Below are 26,420 nucleotides of genomic sequence, written 5' to 3' on the forward strand. Positions count from 1 at the left end.
AGCAGGAGCAGGCCGGCATCACCCCAGCCAAACGGGGCGGTCCAGAAACCCAGATGGATCCGTCTGGCGACAGGTACGACGCGCCCCACAAGGCCGTAAAGCCAGGCAATACAAACGCGATGAGCAGCCCGAAGTTGCTGGAGGAGATTTCTTTCAAGCGTACCAACACCATTCTAGGATCTCGCAGCACGCGCCAGGTCTATGCGGCCAAGGTCCGTCAACTTCACATAATCTGGATGGGGCCGAGACTCAGTCAATACTTATGAAGGATCGATTCGTTGTAAAAAATCCGCGAGCGGTACGTTATAGATCCTGCAGAATGCCGCCAGTTCAATCACGTCAATTCTTCTTTCCCCTGATTCACACTTAGAGACAAAAGAAGCGTGAGCCCCAAATATTTTTCCTACCGTGGTTTGGGTTACCCCGGCTTCTTTTCTAGCTTCTTTTAAAGCTTTTAGTAGCTGTGAGTATTTTTGAGAGTAACGAGATTTCTTCATTAGCCTGCTCTTTTTTAATTTCAAGTTGCAGCAGACTATTCAGTTGGGCAGGGTATCCCAAAATAGGAAATATCCTGAAATGGGAAAATGCTATTGGCACTCAAATTTAGAAATGGAGAAAGACATGACAAACGGTGGTTCAAAGGGACCTGAAGAAGAGAAGAAGGAAAAACCTATACAATCACCCTCGACCACTGAAGTGGGGCGCTTCGAAAAAAGTAGGTTCTGAAGAAAGCTAAAGAGAACAGGGCGGCAAATTAATTTGCCGCCCTGTTTCAGATTCAGAGAGAGTTCAAGGTAGGAGAGATTATATCAATCCGCTTGTTCCCTGATTACAAAATTTCGTTTTCACTGGAAGCGATGTGGAAAATGAAGTTCACACTATTGTCCTTGGCGAATGCGATTGCGGCACTGCGGTCTTTGAAATACAGCGGAAAATCAACGCACCAGCGATTGGCTTGCTTCTCTTTCCAGCAAGCGACATAGGGTACGGAATTGGTTGCCTCCAGGTCGGCTGCTAATTCAAGCAGTCGTCGTTGCTGTTTAAGAAGCCGGAGGAGTTGTTCCCGACCAGGACGTTTCCGCAGGGAATGATGGTGTTGTGGGGTGACGAAATAACCATCGTGTTCCCAGTTGATAGTTTTAGCAGACTGTATGGAAAGCAGGCAGGCACCATATTTATCAAGCCACTCTCCTATCAGAGTAACTAAGAAATACACGCGCAGTAATCGCATTGCTGTCGGGATCGTTCTGTGAATGGTTGACGGGTTTTTACCGACAACTATGGCGATCTCACGTTCAGAGTAATCGCTTGCATAATGCAGGCCAATTTCAAGTCGATTTTTCAAATCTTCGCTAACGGCCTGTTTGAGTTCTTTGCTGAGACGCGCAGCACGATCCGGATCTAGCGGATCATGATTCCACCGGCTTCCATCATGATTGGCCCAGATTAACTGTTCAATATGTTGTGTATTGTTATATTTTACCATTGTGATTATCCCTTGTGTGAATTACGTGGTTTTAAAGCAGAGCATTATTGTGATACTGCTATAGAAAGAAAAACGGGGCCGCTTCAAACTCGAAGCGCCCCCGGCGTGTCAGGCGATCTAACGTGACCAGTGCATGAATTCCGAATCTTTTTCAGAACTTCCTCCATAAGCACTGTCGGCTAACGAATCCCGAAGGCTGCGCAAATATCCTTCAATAAATTCGCGATTAAACATTCCACCTTCTCCCGCCACGATGACAGGTGGACGGGGGGGCTTTTGATCGCCATTTCCGCTTGTCGATGGCAAAGGTTGGGGGTCAGGCCGAGAGCTTCGGCCACGTGGTATAGTTCTTTGCTGAGTGTCCATGGACATCTCCTTTGGTGTTGGAGTATTCCACGGCGAACAACTGCTTGACCACAACGCCGGTGCACCTGTAATGTGTGCGAGTCAGTGTCGTCATTCTCCGCGATGTAACAGCGGCACTGGCACGGGCATCGGATCTAACTCATCCGGTGCCCACTGCTGCAGTCAGCGAGCACTTGCCTTTCCAAGGCCGAAAACAGCATGATTTGCTGATTGTCTGCCACAATCAAGAAGTGTCCGACTAATAAAATCCCCCCGCTGAACCCCAATCCCCCGCGATGAATGTGACTTGTTTTTTCGCTTGTTTTATGGGAGATTAATAAAAGAAAATTCAAAAAAGGGGGATCGCGGGGGAAAATTGGGGGATGAAAAATCAGAGCCAGAAGCCAAAAAAAGGAAGTTTGACAGTTTACTTCCGATCGTTAGCTCAGATCCATGATTTGACGAAAGAGACAGCGCCTGACATAAGCAGATCTTGGATAAATACTGAGTTCTGGTTTTCAGGACTGTTGAGCCACAGTTCTAAACCAGAAGATAAACCACTAGAAAGTCCAATATCTTTCGATTCAAGTCCGCAAAAAGGCGCATGTGAATTGATTGAATTAATCTTACGCGTTGTCGTGTATCAAGCTAGTAAATCGGATCGTCTGCCCTGCGGTAAAGCTTTGGGGGAGCTTAAGCCAAGAGAGCTTACAGACTATGCCAAACGAATGTTTGGTTATGTCAAGTCTGAGGAATCAACGAATCCGTTGTTACTTCGACTATTCAGCTTTCACCAAGCAAAAGCGAGTTCGACAGGATATGTGGCCAGATTTCTTGCAGATGACCTATTCGATCATACCTGTATCAGAATTCTTTCAGAAGACAAACCCGGTAAGTTTGAACCTGTAACAGCAGAGCAACTCTCTTGGTTGTTGAAGACCTATGAGTCACTCTTTCGTCGCGGTGACAGTCAGCCGATCAAAGATCCGCCACAATTTGATTCAAGTGTGGATGTCGTTCTTGAGAAGTATTGCAAGCGGCTTCGCGAAAATTGGGAGCAGGATTGTGAGACGGACACCAAACGTGAGCAACTTTGCTTCTATGTGGAACCCCACTATTCGCTGCTGCCCCTCGGTATGCATTTTCGGGATTCTAACCCCGTGGGAGGCGATTCGGGCCAACGATTCGAGCCGGTTACTCCGCGCAGTGGAAATACGAAAGAACTGGTTGCACTGTTAAAATCTGAAGCCGGACAACGAATATGTATTGTGCAGGATTCTGGGATGGGAAAGACGATTTTTAGTCGTCGCGTGCAAGCCTATTTTTCTACGACGGAATCTTGGAACGAATTCTACAATGGCAAAGCTTGCCTCCCCGTAAGATTTGCCACTCAAGATGCACTCGGCTGGCCTGCTGACTTTAAACGGGCGATCAGCGATGAAATTCAGTCTGACTGCGAGCGTCACGGGATCGATCCGAATCAACTGACGTCAACCCTCCTTGATGCAGGACGTGTCGTGTTGATCCTCGACGGATTTGATCAATTCGGTCCGGATGAAGTAACTGCGGCCTCTGACACTCTCAAAACGTTCCTTGCGAAAACTGGACAGCATTGTCGCGTGCTGCTTACTAGTCGGCCATACGGGGTCGAACATGAGGTCAATCCATTATTTCTATATATAGACTGGCGTTACGCACAGATAGACCCATTTGACGTCGAGCAGCAATATCAATATCTGACTCAGCTTCGCCCCGTTCATGACGAGCTGAAACCAATCGAGCAACTCGACCTGCCCGAGCCTGATGCAGATCTACCTGGCAGACGCGAAACTTTGTGGAACGAGCTTTGTAAAAATAATCCCCGTATTGAACAAGTCACTTATGCACAAGCGAAGAAAATAGACGCTGAATTAGACGCTTGGTTGGACGCGACCATCGAGGAGACTCAATCAACTGAGGGGGCAACTCGCTGCGAACGATTGATTGATGGCCTCAAGAAGATCGCTCCCCAATATGACCAGATTTCAGCATTATTTCAATCACCACTCCTACTGAAATACATTCGAAATCTTGCCGAAGACAATTTACTCGGTTCATTTGCAAATCGTTCGGAACTTTACTTGGAAGTAATCGCTCACGAAACCAAACGAGCGTTGCCAACACTTCGATGGCGATTTAGTGAGGAGGCTCCAAATCGAATCGAAAGCATCGTGAGCGCGGCAGGCTTCCAAATGATGGTTGATGGTCGTTCGAGTAAAGGTGGCTACAGCGGTCGTGTGTGGGGGGAAAGAGAAGTCAGGAATTTTCGCAAAAATGTGTCTGCACGTCTGGCCGAGTCTGTGACTGACGAGGAATGGGAGGAAGTTGGGAAAGCGGCTGGGCTTGCGTATCGAGGAGTCATTCTGTCAAGTACACAAAGCGTTTTTGGGTTTCGGCACCGCAGTATGATGGAATTTTACTGTGGACTGTATTTAGCACAAAACGAACAGCGGGGTGGTTGGGCGTTAATCGAGCATGATAACAAGGAGAACATCACAAAGATTGAGTGTGTCGAGCGTGAAGTATTGCTGGATCGCGCGAACGACCCAGCCTGGATGGACGCATGGCGTTTCGCCATCGAGATGCCTGCTACAATCGTGCAGTCCAATCCAAAGATTCTTTCCGCTTCTCTTTCTGTTTTATTCCTTCCGCCTAAGAATGGCGGCTCGCGACCAACCAAATTGATGTTTCAAGCTTGGCCACGATTTATAACACCCAATAAGGAAGACCAGCTACCTGGAGCAGAATTCGTTCTGAATCGTTTTCGGGGTGAATTTCAGCAACTCATGCGAATGCAGGACCAGAACCCACATCCAGGATTTACGCGGTGTCGTGGTGAAATCGCTCGTATGTTGGTGGAGAACTTTGCTCCTTGTCCGAACACAAACGAGGGTTTCGGAATCTTTCGAATGGGAGCGAGCAAGTATCAGAATGAGTTTCCGCCTCATCGTGTCCGGGTCGAAAAGTTCGAAATGCAGACGACTACGGTGACGAGGGAGCAATACCGCTTATTCGATCCGAATCTGGAAACCATTTTTGCGCAAAGCTTCGAGCGAGTGGCTCCCAAAAATGATGAGGGCGAAGTAGCCATTGAGTTTACCAATCATGCACCCGTTGTTTGTGTGTCGTGGTATGATGCAGTCGTTTTTTCTCGCTGGCTGGGTGGAGAGTACGCACTTCCCACCGAAACACAATGGGAATTCGCCTGCCGAGCGGGACATGATGATGAACGGGAATTGTTTTCTCTCGCTAACAAAACCAACGTTGAAAAAATCTCGACGAGGGAGGTCAACTTCGATCCGAGCAGGGACTCTGACGATTACCGTGACGATGCTGCCAACAATAAATATCGTCAGTGCACGGTTCCGGTTTCCGGAAACGGTGATCCTCTAACTGATGATTTTCTCCCGAATGCGTTTGGGCTTTGGCATATGCACGGCAACGTTTTGGAATGGTGCCAGGACAGCTACTCCCATGACTTCTACCTCGACAGAATCATCAAGCAGCTCCAGCAACAAGAGATCATCCCTAATCACATTGTCAAGTCGGCGACTCGAGTACAAAAACTCGAAATGATCAAGACGCATGTAGACAAGATGGTTTTCACCGCCAATTTGAACGATTCCGTGGGTTCGTTGCGCGTGTTGCGTGGCGGGTCGTGGTTCAACGACGCCGACTACTGTCGGTCCGCGTACCGCAGCAGGGACGCACCCGGCAGCGGGGACGGCACGATTGGTTTTCGATTGTGCCGAGTGATTGTTCTCCCCGAGTCGTCCTCATCTTAATGAACTCTGTATCTCTGTACTCTGAACTCTAGGGGGTCTGGGGGCGAAGCCCCCAGTCGCAATGCGGCCATGAATGTTCCCAAGACACCACTCTTTGTCAAAACACACGACTTTATTTTCTGGCTGTTGAAACACACCCAGCGATTTCCCAAGCATCTACGGCATAGTTACACGAATCGTCTGGAAGGTGTCGCGTTCGAGTTTGAAGAACTGATCCTGATGGCGAACACGCTGCGTGGTAAACAGCGTCAAGAATTTCTCGCACTTGCCGACGGCAAGCTACTCTGCCTACGTGGTCTGCTCCGTTATACAATTGATTTGACATTATTAGGTAGTAATCAATTTCGATTTGCGGCAGAATGTGTTGATGAGCTAGGCCGACTTCTGGGGGCCTGGCAAAAGGGGGCAGACCGCTAACCGTGGGTTCGTTGCGCGTGTTGCGTGGCGGGTCGTGGAACAACAACGCCGACAACTGTCGGTCCGCGTACCGCAACAGGAACACACCCGACAACAGGAACAACACAATTGGTTTTCGATTGTGCCGAGTGATTGTTCTCCCCGAATCGTTCGTTATGCCAGATGTCGGGTCTGCTGCACCTTGGTGTGTTCTGCACGTCCGGCCTGTGCCAAGAGGACGACAGGTCTGTTTCCTGTGTACCCATCCCAAAAGAGGGTATGAGAGTGTTTCTTTTTTGGGCGACGGGGCCGAAGCCGCAGCGACGGGCGGGGGCTGGTAGCGTCAGCGAACGTCCCCACCCGTCTTTTGTTTCTATTGAAAGGTGGACACGGTGGCAAAATCCTACGGCAATCTCTGGCCCCAGTTCGCATCATGGGACAACTTGACACTTGCCTCTCGTCGTTGCCGCCGCCGCAAGCGATTCAAACGTGGAGCCATCGCCTTTGACTTCGGATGGGAATCGAACTTGCTCACACTTCAACGCGAACTTGATGGTGGAACTTATGAACCCGGACCTTATCGGCATTTCTTCATACGTGATCCCAAACCTCGCAAAATCAGTGCTGCCCCCTTCCGCGATCGGATCGTCCACCATGCGATCGTGAATGTCCTCGAACCGCTCTTTGAGCGGCGGTTCCTTCACGACAGTTATGCCTGTCGCCGAGGAAAGGGAACACATCGAGCTCTCGACCGGGCACAGCATTTTCTCCGCCGTCATTCATTTGTCCTGCAAACCGATATTCAGCGGTTCTTTCCGAACGTTGACCATGAGATACTGCTTGATTTGCTGAAGCGTACAATCGTCGATCATCGGCTACTGGACTTGGTTTCGAAAATCGTGGCTTCAGGTGAGGGCATATTCGATGATGAGACGCCTCGAACCTGGTTCCCAGGTGATAACCTATTAGATATCCTGCGTCCGACCGGACTGCCGATTGGCAATCTCACCAGTCAGTTTTTTGCCAATGTGCTGCTCGATCCGGTCGACCACTTCATCAAGGAGCAACTCCGTATTCCGGGATATGTGCGCTACGCAGATGACCTCTTACTATTTGCCGATGAGAAAAAAGTCCTGTGGTCGGCAGCTGAAAAAGTGGTCCGATTTCTGGCGACGCTTCGTCTTCGGTTGCATTCCCAAAAGACAGTAGTGCATGCTTCACAGCATGGCGTGAAATACCTTGGATTTCGACTGAAACCCAACGGTAGACGTTTGGCTCAACAAAGTGTCCGCCGCATGCGGTCGCGACTCCGTCAGCAACAGCGGCTTTTTTCTGCAGGGGAAATCGATTGCTGCGATGTCAGCCGCTCGTTGCAGGCATGGTTGGCACATTGCCACACCGCCAATACGACTGGTCTGATAAATGACCTGCTGCGTGGTGTTCGTTTTCATCGCAGTCCCGGCAACTGACTTAATTCCGTTGCAAAAGCGTGGAAACTGCAGCGCCTGCGCCTAAGGGTAGAGCCCCCTGGCAGAGCGATGTCATTAAAAGGATATCGTACTCCTGGAGCCGTCTCGTCTCCAATTTCTCGTCCAGACATTGATTTAGCATCTACATGCTGAATGTATATCTTGAGCAGGACGTTGGTTTTTCTAAGCGTTCCACAGGGATGTCCGGATACGACCGGAGACTCTTTTATTATTTGGCTAATCATTTAAGGGAGTCAAACATGACAATCCATGTTCTGGAAAAGCTTAGTTTGTGGGGGACACTCTTTGTAACCTCAACGGTCGTTGTCTGGATGTTCAATCATAACCTGGAAGGTGCTATCGCTTCGGGAGTGACCACCGCATCGATCAAAACACCTTTTGTGTTAGTCCACCAACGTCTCTGGTTAAAGATCAAAGAAATCATAACAAAGCAATAGCATTACTGTCTCAATATCAAACGAGAAAGGTCCAACAATCAATGTACACCATTCACAGTTACCACAAAAAAGCTAAATGTGAATACGCAGGACGTGAAGGCGAAGCGGTGGAAATATCTTCTGCCGATGGAACTATCGATCATGCGATTCTTTGTTTCCAGGAACTGCAAAAACTGCTTCGATTTCGTCAGTCTCAAACTGAAAAGAAGAACGGTTCTGTCCCGAAAGCGAGTTCAGTTTCATCGAAGTAATATGTTTTACCGTCTGTGTTCAATCCCGTTGTTCGGGTTTCACTAAAACAATTTTCCTATGAAGAAGGAGTACCAAAACAATGGCTGTTACCAAACATTACCGGGTCGATGGAAGTGATAACTATACCGTCACGTACAAACAGAAATGGAATGGGACGTATGAGATTCGTTGCTCCCAACACCCGCACAATCCACAGAGCACTAACGTGAATGATTGCCATCTGTATTCCGATGGAAGGGTTTGCGTTTCCAAAGGAAAGGAACCACGCACGCTCGATAAGGCGAAAGCGATTGGAATAGCTTTTTGTGAAGGGTACAGCCAGTACGTCCGTACTGGCAGATTTCCCAATGGCCGCAAGCGAGTAAACGTTTAACGGTTGTGTTTTTCTGAGGTCGTTACCACAGCGGGCTTCGTTCCAACGTTGCGATGACGACTGGTTACCAGGTGGAACGACATTGAATGAAGGACTTCGTCATGAAATACGTTGTATTTGGTATTGAAGAACTGGAGGACGGAACTCTGCACACTGGCAGATAGAGACAGTTATGAAAGTCTATCTGTAGTGGCTGAGCATTGCCGGGGTCGATACCAAAATGATCGATCCCCGGCTTTCCCACATTTTTATTTATTCTGTCACATTTAACCGGAGAACAATCATGTTTAGTCCCCCACTCGCTTTTCACGGCGACCTGCCTGGACTTTGGCGAAGAAACTTGGATTCGCTACAAAATGCGTGTTGTGATGGCTTCCCTATCGGATCGGACTTCATTCAAGAAAACTCTGATCCGGAAACGCAGATTCAACCAAATCCGAAGCCTATCATTGGTCGTCGGAAGAAACGCAAAGGGAGCAAACAAGACGTAATATCAGATCTCAAAGTGACCGGCCTCGGCCCGATCCTGATAATGATTCGGTCGGTTTACCAGCAAATTCTGGAAGATCTTGTAGAGCATCCTTTTCAGAAGGAGAAGGCCGGAATTTTACTGGGACCTACGGCAGAGGATGATCTCGTCACGCACTATGTTCCCGACGAAAACGGTCATGCGACGTATTCTTCATTTACCCTGGATGCCGCAAGTCTCAATCGAACCCTGAGACACCGAAAAGGTGTCGGGTTGAATTGCAAAGGGGTCGTTCACGTACATCCGCCCGGAGCGTTGCACCCTTCATTTGGGGATCTGGAGTATGTCGCCAAACTGTTTGCCAATCCTAAGAACACGGAAGCAACACAAGTGATGCTCCCGATTGTTGCCGATGGTCGACTCTATCCCTACCAGATCGATGCCAGTAATCCCCGCGAAGTCCTGGTTCCCCGCTTGATTCTGATCTGACGGCATTGGCGGGTTTTATTCAGGAGCAGCGAGCAATGTTTACAACGTAGTTCATTAAAGAAAGGCATGGAACCATGCAATTTGAGCGAATCAAAAATGTGATTGATATTCCAACCATCCAATCCAAGGTAGTGACAATTATCGGTGCCGGTGGATCTGCGCCACTGATTGAGAATCTCACTCGATGCGGTGTGCAACACTGGAAGCTTGTTGACCTGGATATCATTGAAAACGCAAACATTTCTCGACAGGGGCATTCTCCGGCTGATATTGGGATGCCGAAGGTGCATGCTGTGGCTAACAAGATCTGGGAAATCAATCCTGAAGCGGTGGTGGACTGTTTTCCGGAGGACTTTACAAAACTGAGTGATGAAGAAATACGTGAATCATTCGGCAGCAGTGATCTGTTCATTTTTGCGACCGATTCCTTTGCCGCCCAATCTCGGGGTAATGAGGTTGCTCTCCTTCTAAATGCCTCGGCAATCTGGATCGGCCTGTATCCGGGTGGTGCCGGAGGCGAAGTCGTTTTTTGGCATCCGGATCTTGAATGCTGTTTTCGCTGCCTCTGCAGTGGTCGCTATCAGGCACAACAGCAGGCTGCTCAGCAGGGGCGTTCGCTCGATCCTCCGAGTGACGGCGCAACAATTTTCGATATCCAATTGCTCGACTCCATTGCCGGTCACATTTGTCTGGGGCTTCTTACCCGAGGTTGTGAGAATCGCTTTGGGCAATTGATTGACCAGCTGGGAGACCGCCAATTTATTCAGGTCGGCATCCGTCCCGATTTTCGCATCAATGGAAAAGATGTGATCCGCAAGCATCTGGGAGTCGATGCAGAATGCCCATCGTTGTTTGCCTGGAATTCCATTGCATTGAGCGATCCGGATGAAGGGAACGCTTACTGTCCGGATTGTGAAACGTATCGTGGAATCACGTTTTCGCGTTCGGCAGAAGGAAGCTCAGGTTCTATTCGGGTGAGAACGGAGCAAGGACACCAGAAAAAATCAACGACCGTCAATTAACAGGGGCGGTTAGTACTTTAGATATGTTTTCTTCTAAGGGGGGAAATATCACATGGAAATACTTCTGATACTTGTGGTATTGGCTGGTGGGGGCTGGTGGCTGTGTAAGCGGTTCTATCGCGTGATCCGGTCTGCTCACAGGCAGAACCTATGGCAACGACAGAACGATGCAGTTTCAGTGGGACGCCAGCAACAGCAGCAGAGGCAAATGTATGAACGTCGCCGTCGGCAACAAGCGCTCAATCAAAAATATCGTGCACTCCAGGTCGCTTTATTGCAGCTGGATCAGGCTCCTGATTTTCAGCGGGCGGCCTCTCGGGCGGAGGCCGCCAGTGAGGTTCCACTGGCTTTGCGGCAAAGGCAGTATCGTCGCTTTCGGCAAAAACTGGTCAGACATTTCGTACGCCGTCTGCGGATGGGTACTGAGACCCAGGTTCTGCTCGATTCTCTCACGGTATTGGTCGAGGCACTGGGCGTTGCCGGTTTTGAGGCGAGTTATATTGAACAGGCAGCTTCGCGGCAGTTGCAAAACAGAACCATGAGACCAGCAGAAAATTTCTCTGCCACGTTAGAGCGAGTGCAGCGGGAGCATGCTGACCGGAAGGCTGCGCTGAATCAGGCGAGCCTGGATCCGGATACAAAGCAGCAATTACAGGAAGCACAGGACCAGCAATTAGTGGAATCCTTGATGGAAATGACGCTTGGTAATCGAGGAGAAGAGACATGAACCAGCTTTCCAGAACTATCAGACCGAAGCGACTATCCCGAACCAGACGGCATTCGTTTTTCTCGTCGAAACAGCTTTTTGCTGAGAGTCAGGCGGGAATCTTCATCTCCGGCGACTCCGGTTTCGGAAAGAGCAATGCGATGAAAGTGCTGATGCAGCTCCTGGCGATCTTGGGATATGGCTTTCTGTTCATAAGCCCGCACGGTTCTGATCCGAGAGACATACTGAGTTGGTGTATGGCTCAGAAAGCATCGATCCGCAACCGGGTCGTGTATATCGATCCGGCTGAGACATCGCGTACGACCTGTATCAATCCCCTCGCAGTCGAATCGACCCGTGACCCGATCCAATACCGCGCTCGGCTGGTCAGTAAAATCGGGCATGTTTGCCGGATTCTGCTCTCTGCCTGGGGAGAGGAAGATTTTGACAGTCGTCCCCGCCTCTTTACCTGGACAATGAGAATTTTGAAGACGCTTGCAGAACTCGGTTTACCTCTGGCGGATGCAAAGCATTTTCTGGATGTTGGTTCTGATGTCTACAATGCTCTGGTACAAGCGGTCCCCGATGTCATGGCACGGCACTTCTTTGAGAATCTGGCCGCCGGTCGTCCGCAAGATATCCGGGAAGAGATCGAATCGACGCGCAACCGCATCCTGGGGTTTTTCAGTAATCCGATTATCGAAGCCATGCTTTCCCGGACGAGCGGGGTACTCGATTTTGGACAGCTGCGACGAAAAAACGCCATCGTGATTGTCAATCTCAGACAAGGGGGCGTTTTGCGGGAGGAAGATCAGCAAATATTAGCTAATTTATTTCTGGCCGAGTTATTACACGACGTTTTTAATAGTGATACTCCTACTCCGTACTTTGCCTTTCTGGATGAGCTTCCCGTCTTTGCCAGGGGATCAGGACCGGAACTGACTGCTGCAGCCGGCCAAATCCGCAAGTTTTTATTACGTCTGGTTTGTGCCACGCAAGGGGCGAATCCGTTTCCGGATCGTGTGGATGATCGTTTACTAAATGCCTTGATTGGGCAGTGTGGTCTACATTTTCTATTTCGCCATAAGCATCCGTATGATGCGAAGTTTTTCGGCGAGATCATCGGGTTCCCAACCTATGATCCTCAGCGAGTGAAACATCAGACTGTGCAGTCGCAGCAGTATCAGGCGGGCCATGATTTAGTCACCCTGATGGATTTCAGTGAAAGTGAGTCGGAAACCAGGGGAACGGGAGGCTCTGAATCAAACGGTGTTACGGAGACCGAGCAGTGGAGTGATACCCAGAGCCATTCGGTGGGTTCATCCACCAGTCATTCGGAATCAAGCTCGCAAACAACGGGAACCAGTCAGAATCCCTACAACACACAATTGCAACAGATACGACAGGCGGTCAGTGATGCCCGATCTTCGACAGCAGGGCAATCTGAAAACCGTACCGATGGTCGTTCTTCGACGACGGGAGGCTCGAAGGGACACTCTCACCAAACCAGTCAGAGCTGGTCGCAATCTGTGGGGAAAACGAGGGGAAGAACTTTTAAACAGTCATTGGTTCCTCGGCTACTTTGGAGAGACGTCGTGACTGGAGTCACCTTTTATTCGCCACAAGAACACCAGCTGATGTATGCGACCCGGCTGGCATCACTGCAGATTGGAGAAGCGATTGTCTACGGTCCGGGAAAACCGATGCGGATTCAATTCCCCTTGGCACAAGATCCTGCTCGCTGGTCCCCGAGATTTGTTGCGCGGCGTATGGAACATTACCTGGACCTGTTAGCACAGGTCTTTCCTTCCCCGCAGCAGGTCTTAGCCGAACGTCAACAGGAACTGGAAGCAATCATTCACAATCTGGGTCTGGCATTACCTGAGCAGGATGCAGGTGATGATCCGTTTCCCAGTTAGAGGTAGACAGACGATGATTACCACAAGAGACATTCCGGTATTCGAGAAGCTGGCCCGGTATTTTTTGATGAATCGCCGTATGGTGCAGCAGGAGTGCTATCCGACCGACCGAGATGGTCGCCTCTCCCGCCGCCGCCTTTCGGCTCTGTTGCACGACGGCTATATCAGCAAACAGCGGATGCTGGTCGTGAACCCGCGCGATGAGACTCCGGCTCCCGTCTATCATCTGGCAAAGAAAGGTTGCCAGTTTTTAGCGGAGCATTTTGAAGACGATCGTTATTTAGTAAAGCCGACCAGCATTGCGCAGCCGATGCATCTGTATCATTATTTGGCGGTTGCCAACACGCATATGCTGCTCGACAAAGCCATTGCCCAAAGCTCTGTCAAATTGGTGACCTGGTGCAATGAGCAGGAATATCTCAATCCGGAGAACCCTGATCCCAAACAACGAATTCGGTTGTATGCCGAACTCAAGACGGCCCCTAAAAAAATCATTTGTGCTCCCGACTCCGGTTTTCTGCTGGAAGTAGACGGGCATCGTGGTGTCTTCTATTTGGAGCAGGATCGGGATCGTGACAACTACAGTCACAATCGTGTCGCGGCATTGAAGTCTCCCGGTTATACGGAACTCCATCGCCAACAACGGCACCGAAAACATTTCCCGGAAACAACTCTGAATCGGTTCACCGTGGTGATGGTTGCACCGAGTGTAAAACGGCGTGATGCCCTTCGTCGCGCTTTTCAGAAAAAAACAGGCGCAGATTTCTGGCGGTTTGCGTCACTGACAGAATTAACACCGAAAACATTCCTGCATGAGCGGGTCTGGTATCGGACGGAAGCTGACGAGCCACAACCGTTGGTCAAGCCAACGACATCATTAACCGTCACATCAGAATTAGTTCGAAATAGTGAGGAGGCAGACAATGCGTTGGCAGTCTCAAAATCATGAACGATTTACCTGTTTCGGAGTCTCCGGGCAGGTCTCCGCCCCGACATACGCTGACTGTTTTGTGGGTTGTATGTGTATTTGTTTGCCCACCAACGACTTACGGGTGTCGTGGCTGTCATTCGGCAAGCTCAATCCATCCCCGACCTCACAGCTTTCCAGGGGTGAACCGAGTCAACCTGTGAGGTCGGGGCTAGATCGCCCCCGACACCCCCGGAAAACCATCCGTCAGCTACCGGCCATATGCCTGCCACTGTCAGATTGTTTTCCACTCTTCTTCCTCTGGTCAGAAGAGCATAAGTCGTACTCCCTCCCATGTATGTTGTTTTGTTTTTTACGAACCGGCAATGCCGGACTGTTTTGGTTTGGGCGACAGCTTGCAAGTCTGCATAACAGTCCATTGCGTGCCTTTCAAACGAATCGATTCCGGCATGACCGGATTGAATACATCCAGGAAGTTCGAGATCTCTTGTACACGCTGACACGGCAGCGTCTTACGGGAGCGAACTTTTTCGATGTCCGCCTACGGGCGGTTTTTGTACCCCATTTCACCCCTAACTGTATGGAACACGTACCAACCACAGTGCGACACGATGTCGATTCCAAAATGATGGCACCGATTGTCATTGCGAAACCACATTGGTTTCAGTTTTGGAAACAACCAACTTTTGTCAACATGCAACTGCTCGCCCGCCAGGTCGACCTTGCTGATGACTGGAATCGGTTGACAGAACGGAGGAGAAAACTTCTCGAAGATCTAAGCCGTTTTCAGAAGCAGGCAACTCAGTTCAAAAAACAGGAAGGAAAGTGGCGAAACCTGTTTCAAACCATCGAGTGGGCTTCACAGCCAACTCGAAAAACCAACAAGCCCCGTGTCCTCCCGGGCATGGGACTTGAATTGAGCCTCCTGGCTCTGCATTTGGTGGTGGGAGTCGCATTTATGATGGTCTGACCATCAGGACGGAAGCGATTCCGCAGGAGTGAGAACAGTGTGTCATCCGGAAGTTGCCGTTGTCAACTTCCGGATGCAGGCTCGCGAATGTGTTGAGTGTCGTTTTCAGACGTACCAGACGCTTTCTAAAGCTGACCATAATTCCTATCAGGAATTCAACTCGATGAGCAGGTTATTCTCCCGCGCTCATCAACTTTTATTGGATGTAACGACCGGTTTCAACTTCAACCCGACCAGAGAGGGTTGGTTTGGTATTTGGTTGAGACAGGTCTTTCGTCCCGTCAATTTGACGGATTTCAATTTCTTTACTCCCTCATCATTATGGAAAATGACAAGAAAACAACACCGGCAAAAGTTTCTAACGCCACTAACAAGGTTAAGGAAGCAAAACAGCCACCCATTTGTCGTGTGGAATTCAGCGGTATCAGCGCTGCTGTCTGGCCCAAGCAGATTCCTTCTGTCGACGGACAATCACGCGAAACGTGGATGGTCAGTCTCACCCGTTCCTACCGGGATGGCAATGAGACAAAGCGAACGCACGTTCTTTTTCCGGAACATTTACTGCCCGCTTCAATGGCACTCATCAAAGCATGGGAATTTATTGAAAACGGTGGCAAAGCTGAGGAGCAGAACGATGCTTAAGGATGCAAACGCAACGGTGAAGGATTTTCGTTGGTTGTCAGGAGCTTGCTCAAGCCAACGAGAATGGAGTGAGAATCAAAGCATTTCGGAACGGTTGCCCTCTCAACCGTTCCGGAATCAAACCTACCCTCTGTGGCAGGAGGCTGGACAACTTCGTCGAGTGTCATCTTTGGATGTACCAGGCATTTTGACTGGCTGAAATCGATTCATTGTTTGAATCTCATTCGATGAGCGGAACATCCTCTCCCGCTCATCACCCTTTGTTCGGTTTCAAACGACCGCCAAACTCTCGTTGAAAATGTTCACGATCTCCTTGCGCACTTTGCAAACTCGTGTCATGGTCGCGGTCTGTCTGCTCGATTCGATGTTTTTTCAATGCAGACAGGTAAACGAATCTCACGGGTTGCTGATTAACTATGAGAGGCAATTCAGAACTGTTCCTTCCACAGAAAGGTTGAACCAATGGCTAAAAAAAGTGCAAAACGAAACAGTAATAATCCTCCGGAAAAAGTGTTCCGAATTGGATTCATCACGGCTTCCGTTTTCGGGCATGAAATTGAAACAGACGAAGGCCCCATCACGGTTCGCAGTGTCAATGTGCAGAAACGGTATAAGGATGGGGAGGACGTTAAATATACCTCTTCCTTCAACCTGGCGGAATTACCTCAGGCCGTCCGCGTGCTGCAAATGGCACAGGCATACGTTGAACGGGCTGAAGCCGAAATCATTCTGGATTGAAGCACCGGCAGATTCATTTCCGGACGGTGATTGAAACTTCGATCACCGTCCCCTCTTTCTCGAAACTTGAAAGGTATGCAGATGAACGTCCCAGAAATTGAGGATCGACTCGAAAAGATCGAAATGCTTCTCTCTGAACTGATCCAACAAAAGTCTCAGAAGGAATGGTATAGCACAGCGGATCTCGCGGAACTTACAGGCCGGGCCGAGTTTACAGTCCGCGAGTGGTGCCGCCTTGGTCGTATTACTGCAGAAAAGGAAGCTAATGGGCGGAAACATGAATGGCGAGTCAGTCATGAAGAAGTCCAACGCATTCTAAATCATGGTCCAAGACCACTCATCCTTCGAAATTGAAAACGGCGCCCACAATCGGGCAGATCTGGACTTCACAATGTTTTTCCTGCAAGGTGCTATCGTCTCTCATGGCCTCACTTGAGAACCGCACTGGCTATTTCAATGTCGTGTTTCGGTTCGGCGGCAAGAAGTATACGCGGTCGCTGCATACCGATGACGAGTCAGAAGCCAATCGATTACTGGCAAATCTTGAACAGACGGTTCGAGACGTTAAGAGTGGTCGAATTTCTTTGCCACCTGATGCCGATATTCCAACGTTTTTGCTGTCTGATGGCAAATTAACAACTCCTCATGTCAGTGATAGTGATTCAATTTCTGAAACTCGGCTCTCTCTTCACGACCTTTTCGAATCGTTTTTTACTTCGTTGCCAGACGATTCCCTGGAAGAATCAACGATCTCGTTAATAAAAACACATCGGAATAATTTACTCCGCATTCTGGGGAAAGATGTAGTCATTGAAGACATTGATTTGAACGCCCTTGATCTCTACAGCAAGAAACGTCGGAGAGAAAATGGTCGTCGGAAAGGAAAAGTTAGCTCATATACAATTAAAAAAGAACTGGTCACTTTGAGACGCGTACTTCAGTGGGGTAAGAAGCGTGACAAACATGATTCTGAGATTCCTGAAATTCGAGATGTACAACTTCCAAAGTCAGCCGAACGACCTATCTTTCAAACCTTCAATGAAATCACAGTTCAGATCGAACAGGGCGATCTGACTGAGGAACAGCAAAGCGAGCTCTGGGAATGCTTGTATCTGAGAACAGATGAGATTGATCAATTGATTCAACATGTGCGTAAGAAAGCATCGCACACGTTTCTATATCCAATGATTGTCGCGGCAGCACATACAGGAGCCCGTCGTAGTGAACTCATGCGATCGCAGCTCACCGACATTCGGGGTGATGTACTTATTATTCGCGAGAAAAAGCGTCGTCGTGGGCAAGAATCAACGCGCAGGGTTCCAATGTCTTCGCTACTGAAAGAAACACTGCAGGAATGGAAAGACGAGCATCCTGGTGGAAAATATACATTCGCCCTAATGGATATATTCAATCAAAAACAGGCTAAAAAAGCCCGACCTATTACACGTGATGAGGCACACAGTAGTTTCAAGAGAGTGTTGAAAAACAGTAAATGGAGCGTCATTCCGGGGTGGCATTGCCTGCGGCATTCCTTCATCAGTAATCTTGCATCCCATTCAATTGACCAAAGGCTGATCGATGAATTCGTGGGACACACGACGGAAGAAATGCGCCGTCGTTATCGTCACCTCTTTCCCGAAGTGAAACAAGCTGCGATTCGGTCAGTGTTTCATTGAAGGCTCCCCCATTATGGTATCTATAGAATCCAATGTAATTCCAATCTCATTGAAACTGTGTCTGTGATTTGTCCACTGTAGCTACTAGTTATTGTCCCTCAAACTCAAATCTGTCTGGTACCCTTCGTATAAATTACAAAATGAGCGAGGTCTCGAATCGTTTTTGTGTTTTAACACAGTCAGATTTCCAGTACTCGATAAGTTCAACCTCATCTCAGCGGTAAACACAACACTTGGACCACAAATCAAAGAAAATGATCACACCACAATAGTGCATGTTTAATCACATCTGATGTATATTAAAATAAAATAATAACTTGATATTACAGTATAAGAACGTAACATAAAATCACAATAGACGTGGGGGCAGATCTATTGTTTCCTTTAATCCTGACCTGGAAATAAATTTCGAGTTAATAATTCAAAACTCGTTGATCACTCTTAACGCAATAAATCATACTCCATTCTCTTTTCAGGTTTGCATTCCCTGAGTTGAGATGTATAGCGTCTGGAATATAAATGACAGAGCAACGATCTCACATCGGTATAGGTCCTGTTTACCCTGGCATTGGTTCCTGGGAATGGATCGGAAAAGAGATTGGAGAGGAGCTGTCAAAGAATTATGAGATCGAATTCTTTACGAAGTCTATTCCCCATTGTGATCTGGCCATCATTGTTAAGTACGACTTTCCGCAATTGATGGAGACAAGACCTCCAGATGTCCCAGTGATTTTTTGCCCTGTAGATGGCTACGGGTCCGTGCGTGACATTGACCGAGACGGAAACTGGCTGTTTCAATGCCGACAGATCATCGCACACGCTGAATCGCTCCGAAAATATTTCAACTCATATGCGCCTGTAGAATATCTCGATCATCATGTGCGATTCGTTTCTGAAACGCTTGGTTTTAAGCCAGAAGAGGGACCAATTCTCTGGACGGGAATCTGTTCAAATCTTCCCCCCTTGGTTGAATGGATCAACCGCAATCCACTGCCTCGTGAACTGTGGATTCTCACGAATCTGGAGCAGAGAGCATCAGCTGTCTCTCCAATCAAACTAGGATTTACTGGAAATCAGGCAGTTCGTATTGAGAAATGGACTCCGGACAAACACGTTGAGTGGGCCGGACTTGCTAATTGTGCAATCGATATCAAGGGTACAGATTTTCGGGCCAGACACAAACCACCGACTAAAGCCATTGAATGCCTCGCATCCGGTTTGCCTCTGGCTATGAACTCAGACAGTTCCAGCGTCAGACATTTAGCCAAACAAGGGTTTCAAGTAGCTTCAGTCGACGATCATGAATATTGGTTTTCTGATGAATATCGTGAACGAACGCTTGAATTTGGAGCTGAGTTACGAGAGTCGCTTTCACGGAAGAACATCGGCAAGCGTTTCAAAACGATTATTGATCGCATATTGATTGGTGTATCTGCCAGGCAGACAGTGTCTCAGAGATTCTCAGTTCCCTCAGTGAATTCTGTAGCCACGTTGACTGAATCTAACGGTTCCATCTCTCAACCACTTGATTCTGATGGTAACCAGAAAATCGCCATCGTCAGTTTTTTATATAACTGGCCATCAACGGGTGGCGGCAATATCCATACTACGGAACTGGTTCAGTTTCTGGAACAGTCTAGGTACGAAGTGCGACACTTCTGTGTCCGCTATGATCCCTGGCAGATCGGCCAGATTGAATCTGGTGCTCCTATTCAAAGTCAAATCTTGAATTTTGCACCAGAAGAATGGAAAGCAAATACAATTCGGGATCGTATTCGAATGGCAGTTCGTGAGTGGGGGCCAGACTGTGTGCTCATCACAGACAGTTGGAATTTCAAACCCCATCTGGCAGATGCCGTCAATGAGTTTCCTTACTTTCTGCGAATGCAGGCCTTGGAGTGTCTTTGCCCCCTGAATAATTTACAGATTCTTCCAGGACCTCAAGGTATTGTTGCCTGTGAAAATAATCAATTTACCAACGCGGAGACGTGTTTTAACTGCCTTGTCAAAAATCGATCCGGTCAGCTTCACCAGTTAGAACGACAGCTTAGCGGAGTCGGATCGACTGAATACAATGAACTCCTACAGCAATCATTTCAAAATGCGGAAGCAGTGTTGGTATTGAATCCCACTATTGCAGCGCAATATGAATCTATTTGTGATCGTGTGGAAGTCGTCACCTGGGGAATGGATGACTCCCGATTCCCCTGGCCACTGCCTGCAGACGAAAAGTGCCCTTCAGAAATCAGTGAGTCCAAAGTTTCCATCATCTTTGCCGGGCTCATCCATGAACCAATCAAAGGGTTCCCTGTTTTACTGGCAGCCTGTGAACAGCTCTGGAAGACAAGGCAGGACTTCGAATTGATTGTGACCTCTGATCCCCCTCAGGAACAACAGGAATTTGTGAAATATGTGGGCTGGAAGTCACAGGCAGAACTTCCCCGCTACTATCGGCACTCTGATCTCTGTGCCGTACCGACTGTCGTTCCTGATGGTCTGAGTCGAACTTCAGTTGAAGCAATGGCCAGTGGCTTAGCCGTTATAGCCAGCAATCTTGGGGGACTCCCTTTTAGTGTTTCAGACCAGAAAACAGGTTTGCTCTGCCAACCAGGAGATGTCAGAGACTGGACAAGGAAGCTCAATCAACTACTCGATCACCCAGAGCAATTAAACGCCTATGGAGAAAATGGAAGAAGGCAATTTGAAGAACGATTTCGATGGCAGGATGTCATCCAACGCGATTACCAACGACTTTTCAATAAGACGAATCAGCCTTTATTTAAATAATCATGACTTGGAAAGGATCTCCATGGCGCATCCTGCACAACAAGAATTTTGTCACGAAGTAAAACAACGATTTTCGAACTTTTTTGAGGGGACACGAGTTCTGGAAGTCGGTTCACGCAACATTAACGGCTCTGTGCGTGACGAATTTATTAATTCAGATTACACCGGAATTGATGCAGAGGCAGGCCCTGATGTCGACCAGATTTGCTTAGGACATGAATTCCAGTCCGATCCGGGATCATTCGATGTCGTCTGTTCGAATGAAACTTTTGAGCATGATCCGTATGCTGCTCAGACTGTTTCTCATATGTTAACACTCCTGCGTCCTGGTGGCCTTTTCTTCATGACATGCGCAGGTGAAGGGCGAAAGGAGCATGGGACTACGCGCACCGGGACCCGCTATGGTCCTGATGCCAACTTCTATCAAAATGTCAGCCTGCCACTGTTTCTCTCCTGGATCCAGGAAACGATCTTTGAGGAACTCTATCTAAAACATAATCGACAGGCTAGCGACTTATATTGTTATGCCATCAAAGCACAATAGCTTCAATTCAGTGAGGAACACCGTGAATTTCAAGCGTATCGCTCTCATTTTTGACAATCAGGCACGTCCCGAAACGACTGGATTTTACTGTCGACGTGCATTAGGAGATTTAGTGGATGTAGAACACTTTCTACCAGAAGAAATTCCAGAAATTCCCGCTGATCAGTTTGATCTGTTTCTCAATATTGACGACGGCTTTCAATATCATTTACCTGAGCATCTCAGACCAGCAGCTTGCTGGGTGATTGATACACACATGGATTTACCCTGGTGTGTGGAAAAAGCGTCTCATTACGATTTTGTGTTTGCTGCGCAGCAAGATGGTGCCAGAAAACTCCAAAACAAAGGCATTTCATCCGCACTGTGGTTGCCTTTAGCCTGTGATCCAGAAATTCACCGTCCCTATCAGGTAGAGAAACAGTATGACTTTTCTTTTGTAGGAAATCTGATTGGCCAGGAGCGGTGTGACTTACTTAATACGCTCGTTCAAAAATATCCGGATCACTTTATTGGCCAGAAATATTTTGAAGAGATGGCCCGCATCTATTCCGCTTCCCGCGTAGTCTTTAACCACAGTGTTAAAAACGATATCAACATGCGCGTATTCGAAGCATTAGGTTGTGGCAGTCTGTTGCTCACCAATGATCTGGCTGAGAACGGACAGGCTGAATTGTTTTCAGAGGGACAACATTTTGCCACCTATACTTGTCCTGAAGAAATGCTCGACAAAGTGGACTATTACCTGAAACATGAGTCAGAACGGGAAAAACTTGCTCGGCAGGGACACGAGTTAGCGTTTTCTCAGCACACGTATCAGCACCGTATGCAGGCGTTACTGACATCGATTGAAGACCGGCAATCAAAAACCAGCGTTTCTATGAATGTTCAGGCCCCCTCTCCTGTAAATTCTTCAACCGAAGAACGAGGTCACAGAAATCACCATATTCCCCTACCGGAGAAATCCGTTTCAGCCTGTCTGCTTTCCTGGAAACGTCCTGACAATCTCGGTCAAATCATTTCCCATCTGCGGCAGTACGCGTTCATTGATGACATCCTGATCTGGAACAACAATCCGGAAATACATCTGGAAATCGACATCGCGGGCGTACACGTCATTCAAGCCGATCAAAATCTAGTTACTTATGGACGGTTTTTATGTGCTCAACAAGCGCAGCATCCAATTATTTTCACGCAGGACGATGATTGTATCGTCCACAACATTCCTGAACTGTATGAAGCCTTTCTCGCGTCACCCGATCGGATTGCCCATGGACTCAAGCATCCCCATCTATTTGCGAATGCAGAGAACTGTTTCGGAAAGGCACAGATGTCACTGGTAGGCTGGGGAGCTTTTTTTCAAAAAGAATGGGTAAATGTATTCGATGCGTACAAAGAGAAATATGGGGTTGACGAACTTCTGGTTCGAAAAGCGGATCGTATCTTTTCGTTACTGCTGAATCGTCGTCATCAGTCATCGTTAGCGGATGTCACCGATCTGGATGGTGCCAGTGGAGAAGAAGCGCTTTCGGTGCGGGAAGACCATATGGACTTGAGCGAGCAAGCAGTAATACGGGCTCTTTCATTATTGGAAAATTCCTCAAGTAAGCATTCTCAAGAATCAAAAGTTGGAGATAAAACAATTCCTACACTTTCTCAAAATTCATCCAAACAGGACCGTCCCTATTTCGAATTCCCCCGTCCAGAAGTCGTGGCTTTAATTCCGTCAACAGCACAATCAATACTCGACCTGGGATGCGGCACAGGACGCTTGGGTGAATCGCTCAAACAGCGCCAATCAGCGCAGGTCACGGGAGTTGAATTAGATCCACTGGCAGCACAGGACGCCCGTAATCGTCTGGACCGAGTCGTTCAACACGATATCGAAACACTCTCCAATGAATTTTCTGAAGCAGAATTTGATTGTGTGGTTTGTGCGGATGTGCTTGAGCATTTGAAGTCTCCGGATCAGACTTTAAAGCAAATTGCCCATTGGCTGACTCCAGACGGAACGATTGTTGCCAGTATCCCCAATGTCAGAAATCAGAGTGTTCTCGCTGGCCTGATTGAAGGAAACTGGACTTACGAACGTGCTGGACTGCTTGATCAGACTCATTACCGATTTTTTACCAGGCGTGAAATTGAAAAGTTGTTCTTCCGCGCCGGTTACCAGATCGACCAACTCCAGATTGTACCAGGACCGGGATACCAGCAATGGCAAGAACAGGGATACCCGGGCAAAGTTCAAATCGGCAGTCTGCACATTGATGGCCTCCCTCCTGAGGAAGTCGAAGAATTCTACGCCTATCAGTATTTGATTACCGCTACCAAACGCCCTCAACCGGATTATGGCCTGACTTCGATTATCATTGTGACGCATAATCAACTGCCCTACACACAGCAATGCATCGACAGTTTAAGAATGCGAACCGATGAGCCGTATGAACTCATTCTGGTCGACAATGGATCCACCGATGGTACCCCCGATTACTTCAACTCGCTTGCTGACGCAGATGTCATCTTGAACTCCGAAAATCTAGGATTCCCGGCAGCCGTGAATCAAGGAATCGCGGCTGCTTCAGGAGACAATATTCTGCTTCTGAATAATGACACATTGATGACCACGGGCTGGTTACATCGCCTGCTGGCACGACTACATTCTTCTGAAGATATCGGAATAGTGGGCCCGGTATCTAATAATATCAGCGGACCTCAACAGATCCCTGTGACCTATACCGATTTAGCCAGCCTGGATGGTTTCGCCTGGGATTTGGGAAAACGACATGATCAGCAGTCGCTGGATGAATCCAGGCTGGTCGGTTTTTGTATGCTCTTCAAACGAACGTTGGTTGACAAAATTGGAACACTGGATGAACGCTTCGGCATTGGATGCTTTGAAGACGATGATTTTTGTCGCAGGGCCAATGCTGCCGGGTACCGTACTGTGATTGCTGCCGACTCGTTCGTGCATCACTTCGGTAGTCGCTCTTTCATTGGATCAAATGCAGATTTCACAGGAATCATGCAAGAAAATGAGCAGAAATATCGAGAGAAATGGCAAACACCAGTCGAACAAAAAGAACTGTCTCAAGACACAATGGAAACTGACAAAGTCGATTATCCACATACGCTCTCACTCTGCATGATTGTCCGTGACAATGAAGATACCATCGGTCCCTGTCTGGAAAGCATTAAGCCCTGGGTAGATGAAATTATCATTGTTGACACCGGCTCAAAAGATCGCACCCCTGATATTTGCCGTGAGTACGGTGCCCGCATGTTTGAATTCCCTTGGTGCGATGATTTTTCAGCCGCACGTAATGAGTCTATCAAACATGCGCTAGGAAAATGGATTTTCTGGATGGACTCCGATGATACTATCACGGAAGAATGCGGTCGAAAGCTAAAAGAACTGGCGGCACAAGACCATCCAGACCACTTGCTGGGCTTTATCATGCAGGTTCATTGCCCAGGACCGGAAGGTGATGTCAGTATGACAGCCGTGGATCATGTGAAACTGTTTCGAAATTATCCGGATTTGCGTTTTGAGCATCGAATTCATGAGCAGATAATTCCCGCCATCCGTAGGAGAGGAGGCGATGTATCCTGGACCGATCTGTATGTTGTGCATTCAGGATCTGATCACAGTGTCGAAGGACGAAAGCGAAAGCTGGAACGCGATTATCGGCTCCTCGAATTGGATAATACGGAACGCCCCAACCATCCCTTTGTGCTCTTCAATCTGGGAATGACTTATGCAGATGATGAGAAATATCCAGAGGCCATCAAGTATCTGAAACAATGTCTGGATGTCTCTCATCCCAGTGAATCTCAGGTTCGCAAGGCCTACGCATTGTTGGTCAATGCCCTTTCTCAAAACGAGCAACACCTGGAGGCCTGGGACTATTGTTGCCAGGGGCTGACCCACTTTCCCGGTGACAAGGAACTTTTGTTTCGGCAAGCGATGTTACACCACCACTTTGGTCGGTTAATCGATGCAGAAAAAACATATCTGCGAGTCCTGAATGAACAAACCGATCGTCACTTTACCAGTATCGATGTCGGCCTGTGTGGTTACAAAACTCGGCATAACCTCGCCGTTGTTTATGATGACATGGGCAAGCACGAACAGGCGGAAGAACAATGGCGCCTCATCATCAAAGAAATTCCAAACTATACCACTGCCTGGAAATGTCTGGGAGAAACTCTACTCAAAGCTAGGAAACTGGAACAGGTCGAACAGCTGACAATGACGATGTGTGGACAAGTTGAAACCCACATCGATGGTTTCATTCTTTCTGCACGACTTTTGGAGCAGCAAGGCGATCCCAATCAAGCGATCGAATTATTGGAAAAAAAGCTCACACAAAAACCACAGGAACTCGGTTTGCTGAGAGAGCTCTGTCGTTTACACTTCGAACAATCTACGCTAGAGGACTCACTCAATGTCTTGCATAAATTGGCCGAACAGGATCCTGGTGATGCTTCCGCATTCCATAATCTGGGAACGGCGTATCTACAGCTTAATCAATTTGAAGAAGCAGTCACTAATTACAGGAAATCACTTGAAATTAGACCGAATTCTGCAGAAACCTGGAATCTCCTCGGCCATGTTTATCATAACCAAGGTGATATTTTAAATGCAAAAAATGCCTGGCAGGAAACACTACGAATTTTCCCAGGACATAAAGAGGCTTCACAGCAATTAAACTTTATGTAAACTAAAGCTCTGTGAACTTAGTCTGCGATGAAATACTTTTCAACTCCAGGAAAAAACTAATAATTACTCATAACGAAAACTGAATGTTCCTGACCAGATAGTTTGAATACTGAAAGATTCAGACATAGGATTCACACGAGTAAAATAAGCAAAGCAACCTTGATATGATTACACAAAGCTTTAGACCAGTGCTATTCAATCTCAAGTTCA

At 48.0% G+C, this 26,420-nt stretch carries 21 protein-coding genes; 19 read left to right on the forward strand and 2 right to left on the reverse strand.

Annotated features, from left to right (window positions below):
- Nucleotides 1–260: 260 nt before the first annotated feature.
- Together Pan241w_RS01855 and Pan241w_RS01860 are read right to left on the reverse strand one after the other, a co-directional pair.
- On the reverse strand, nucleotides 261–497 hold the full coding sequence (locus tag Pan241w_RS01855) for a helix-turn-helix domain-containing protein (protein ID WP_145210101.1): 237 nt from the start codon (nucleotides 495–497) through the stop codon (nucleotides 261–263).
- Between the two features lie 332 nt (nucleotides 498–829).
- Nucleotides 830–1,486, reverse strand: coding sequence for a helix-turn-helix domain-containing protein (locus tag Pan241w_RS01860; RefSeq protein WP_145210104.1), 657 nt, complete (start codon nucleotides 1,484–1,486; stop codon nucleotides 830–832).
- A 728-nt stretch (nucleotides 1,487–2,214) separates the two neighbouring features.
- Here Pan241w_RS01860 and Pan241w_RS01865 point away from each other — a divergent pair.
- The 19 genes from Pan241w_RS01865 to Pan241w_RS01955 all read left to right on the forward strand — a co-directional run bounded on the left by Pan241w_RS01865 (nucleotide 2,215) and on the right by Pan241w_RS01955 (nucleotide 26,210).
- Nucleotides 2,215–5,655, forward strand: a complete 3,441-nt coding sequence (locus tag Pan241w_RS01865) for an SUMF1/EgtB/PvdO family nonheme iron enzyme (RefSeq protein WP_145210106.1) — start codon at nucleotides 2,215–2,217, stop codon at nucleotides 5,653–5,655.
- A 69-nt stretch (nucleotides 5,656–5,724) separates the two neighbouring features.
- Nucleotides 5,725–6,072, forward strand: coding sequence for a four helix bundle protein (locus Pan241w_RS01870; protein WP_145210109.1), 348 nt, complete (start codon nucleotides 5,725–5,727; stop codon nucleotides 6,070–6,072).
- 17 nt (nucleotides 6,073–6,089) lie between these two features.
- Entirely contained in the window at nucleotides 6,090–6,392 is a 303-nt protein-coding gene (locus Pan241w_RS29995) for a hypothetical protein (RefSeq protein WP_390621033.1), read from the forward strand.
- Between the two features lie 51 nt (nucleotides 6,393–6,443).
- Nucleotides 6,444–7,520, forward strand: coding sequence for a reverse transcriptase domain-containing protein (locus Pan241w_RS01880; protein ID WP_198000270.1), 1,077 nt, complete (start codon nucleotides 6,444–6,446; stop codon nucleotides 7,518–7,520).
- 260 nt (nucleotides 7,521–7,780) lie between these two features.
- Nucleotides 7,781–7,978 (forward strand): hypothetical protein, encoded by a 198-nt coding sequence (locus tag Pan241w_RS01885; RefSeq protein ID WP_145210115.1) that lies wholly within the window; start codon nucleotides 7,781–7,783, stop codon nucleotides 7,976–7,978.
- Between the two features lie 331 nt (nucleotides 7,979–8,309).
- Entirely contained in the window at nucleotides 8,310–8,603 is a 294-nt protein-coding gene (locus Pan241w_RS01890; RefSeq protein ID WP_145210118.1) for a hypothetical protein, read from the forward strand.
- 283 nt (nucleotides 8,604–8,886) lie between these two features.
- Nucleotides 8,887–9,561: a Mov34/MPN/PAD-1 family protein gene (locus Pan241w_RS01895; protein WP_198000271.1), complete on the forward strand. Its 675-nt coding sequence runs from the start codon at nucleotides 8,887–8,889 to the stop codon at nucleotides 9,559–9,561.
- A 74-nt stretch (nucleotides 9,562–9,635) separates the two neighbouring features.
- Entirely contained in the window at nucleotides 9,636–10,583 is a 948-nt protein-coding gene (locus Pan241w_RS01900; protein ID WP_145210124.1) for a HesA/MoeB/ThiF family protein, read from the forward strand.
- 52 nt (nucleotides 10,584–10,635) lie between these two features.
- Nucleotides 10,636–11,310, forward strand: a complete 675-nt coding sequence (locus Pan241w_RS01905; protein ID WP_145210128.1) for a hypothetical protein — start codon at nucleotides 10,636–10,638, stop codon at nucleotides 11,308–11,310.
- Nucleotides 11,307–13,208: a type IV secretory system conjugative DNA transfer family protein gene (locus Pan241w_RS01910; protein ID WP_145210131.1), complete on the forward strand. Its 1,902-nt coding sequence runs from the start codon at nucleotides 11,307–11,309 to the stop codon at nucleotides 13,206–13,208. The genes Pan241w_RS01905 and Pan241w_RS01910 overlap by 4 nt, the downstream gene beginning before the upstream one ends.
- A 13-nt stretch (nucleotides 13,209–13,221) precedes the next feature.
- Entirely contained in the window at nucleotides 13,222–14,157 is a 936-nt protein-coding gene (locus Pan241w_RS01915; protein ID WP_198000272.1) for a replication-relaxation family protein, read from the forward strand.
- On the forward strand, nucleotides 14,132–15,106 hold the full coding sequence (locus Pan241w_RS01920; protein ID WP_145210137.1) for a hypothetical protein: 975 nt from the start codon (nucleotides 14,132–14,134) through the stop codon (nucleotides 15,104–15,106). The genes Pan241w_RS01915 and Pan241w_RS01920 overlap by 26 nt, the downstream gene beginning before the upstream one ends.
- Nucleotides 15,107–15,361: 255 nt before the next feature.
- Nucleotides 15,362–15,748: a hypothetical protein gene (locus Pan241w_RS01925; protein ID WP_145210139.1), complete on the forward strand. Its 387-nt coding sequence runs from the start codon at nucleotides 15,362–15,364 to the stop codon at nucleotides 15,746–15,748.
- 462 nt (nucleotides 15,749–16,210) lie between these two features.
- A complete protein-coding gene (locus Pan241w_RS01930; RefSeq protein ID WP_145210142.1) occupies nucleotides 16,211–16,486 on the forward strand; it encodes a hypothetical protein in 276 nt (91 codons plus the stop codon).
- An 81-nt stretch (nucleotides 16,487–16,567) separates the two neighbouring features.
- On the forward strand, nucleotides 16,568–16,840 hold the full coding sequence (locus tag Pan241w_RS01935; RefSeq protein ID WP_198000273.1) for a helix-turn-helix domain-containing protein: 273 nt from the start codon (nucleotides 16,568–16,570) through the stop codon (nucleotides 16,838–16,840).
- Nucleotides 16,841–16,908: 68 nt separating this feature from the next.
- Nucleotides 16,909–18,162 carry a tyrosine-type recombinase/integrase gene (locus Pan241w_RS01940; RefSeq protein ID WP_145210145.1) on the forward strand — a complete coding sequence of 418 codons (1,254 nt, stop codon included), beginning with the start codon at nucleotides 16,909–16,911 and terminating at the stop codon, nucleotides 18,160–18,162.
- 519 nt (nucleotides 18,163–18,681) lie between these two features.
- Nucleotides 18,682–20,949: a glycosyltransferase family 4 protein gene (locus tag Pan241w_RS01945; protein WP_145210148.1), complete on the forward strand. Its 2,268-nt coding sequence runs from the start codon at nucleotides 18,682–18,684 to the stop codon at nucleotides 20,947–20,949.
- Nucleotides 20,950–20,971: 22 nt separating this feature from the next.
- Complete coding sequence (locus Pan241w_RS01950; RefSeq protein WP_198000274.1) at nucleotides 20,972–21,493, forward strand: class I SAM-dependent methyltransferase; 522 nt, start codon at nucleotides 20,972–20,974, stop codon at nucleotides 21,491–21,493.
- Nucleotides 21,494–21,515: 22 nt separating this feature from the next.
- Nucleotides 21,516–26,210 (forward strand): glycosyltransferase, encoded by a 4,695-nt coding sequence (locus Pan241w_RS01955; protein WP_198000275.1) that lies wholly within the window; start codon nucleotides 21,516–21,518, stop codon nucleotides 26,208–26,210.
- Nucleotides 26,211–26,420 lie beyond the last annotated feature (210 nt).

Source organism: Gimesia alba, from assembly GCF_007744675.1.
In the GTDB taxonomy this organism is placed as follows: Bacteria; Planctomycetota; Planctomycetia; order Planctomycetales; family Planctomycetaceae; genus Gimesia; species Gimesia alba.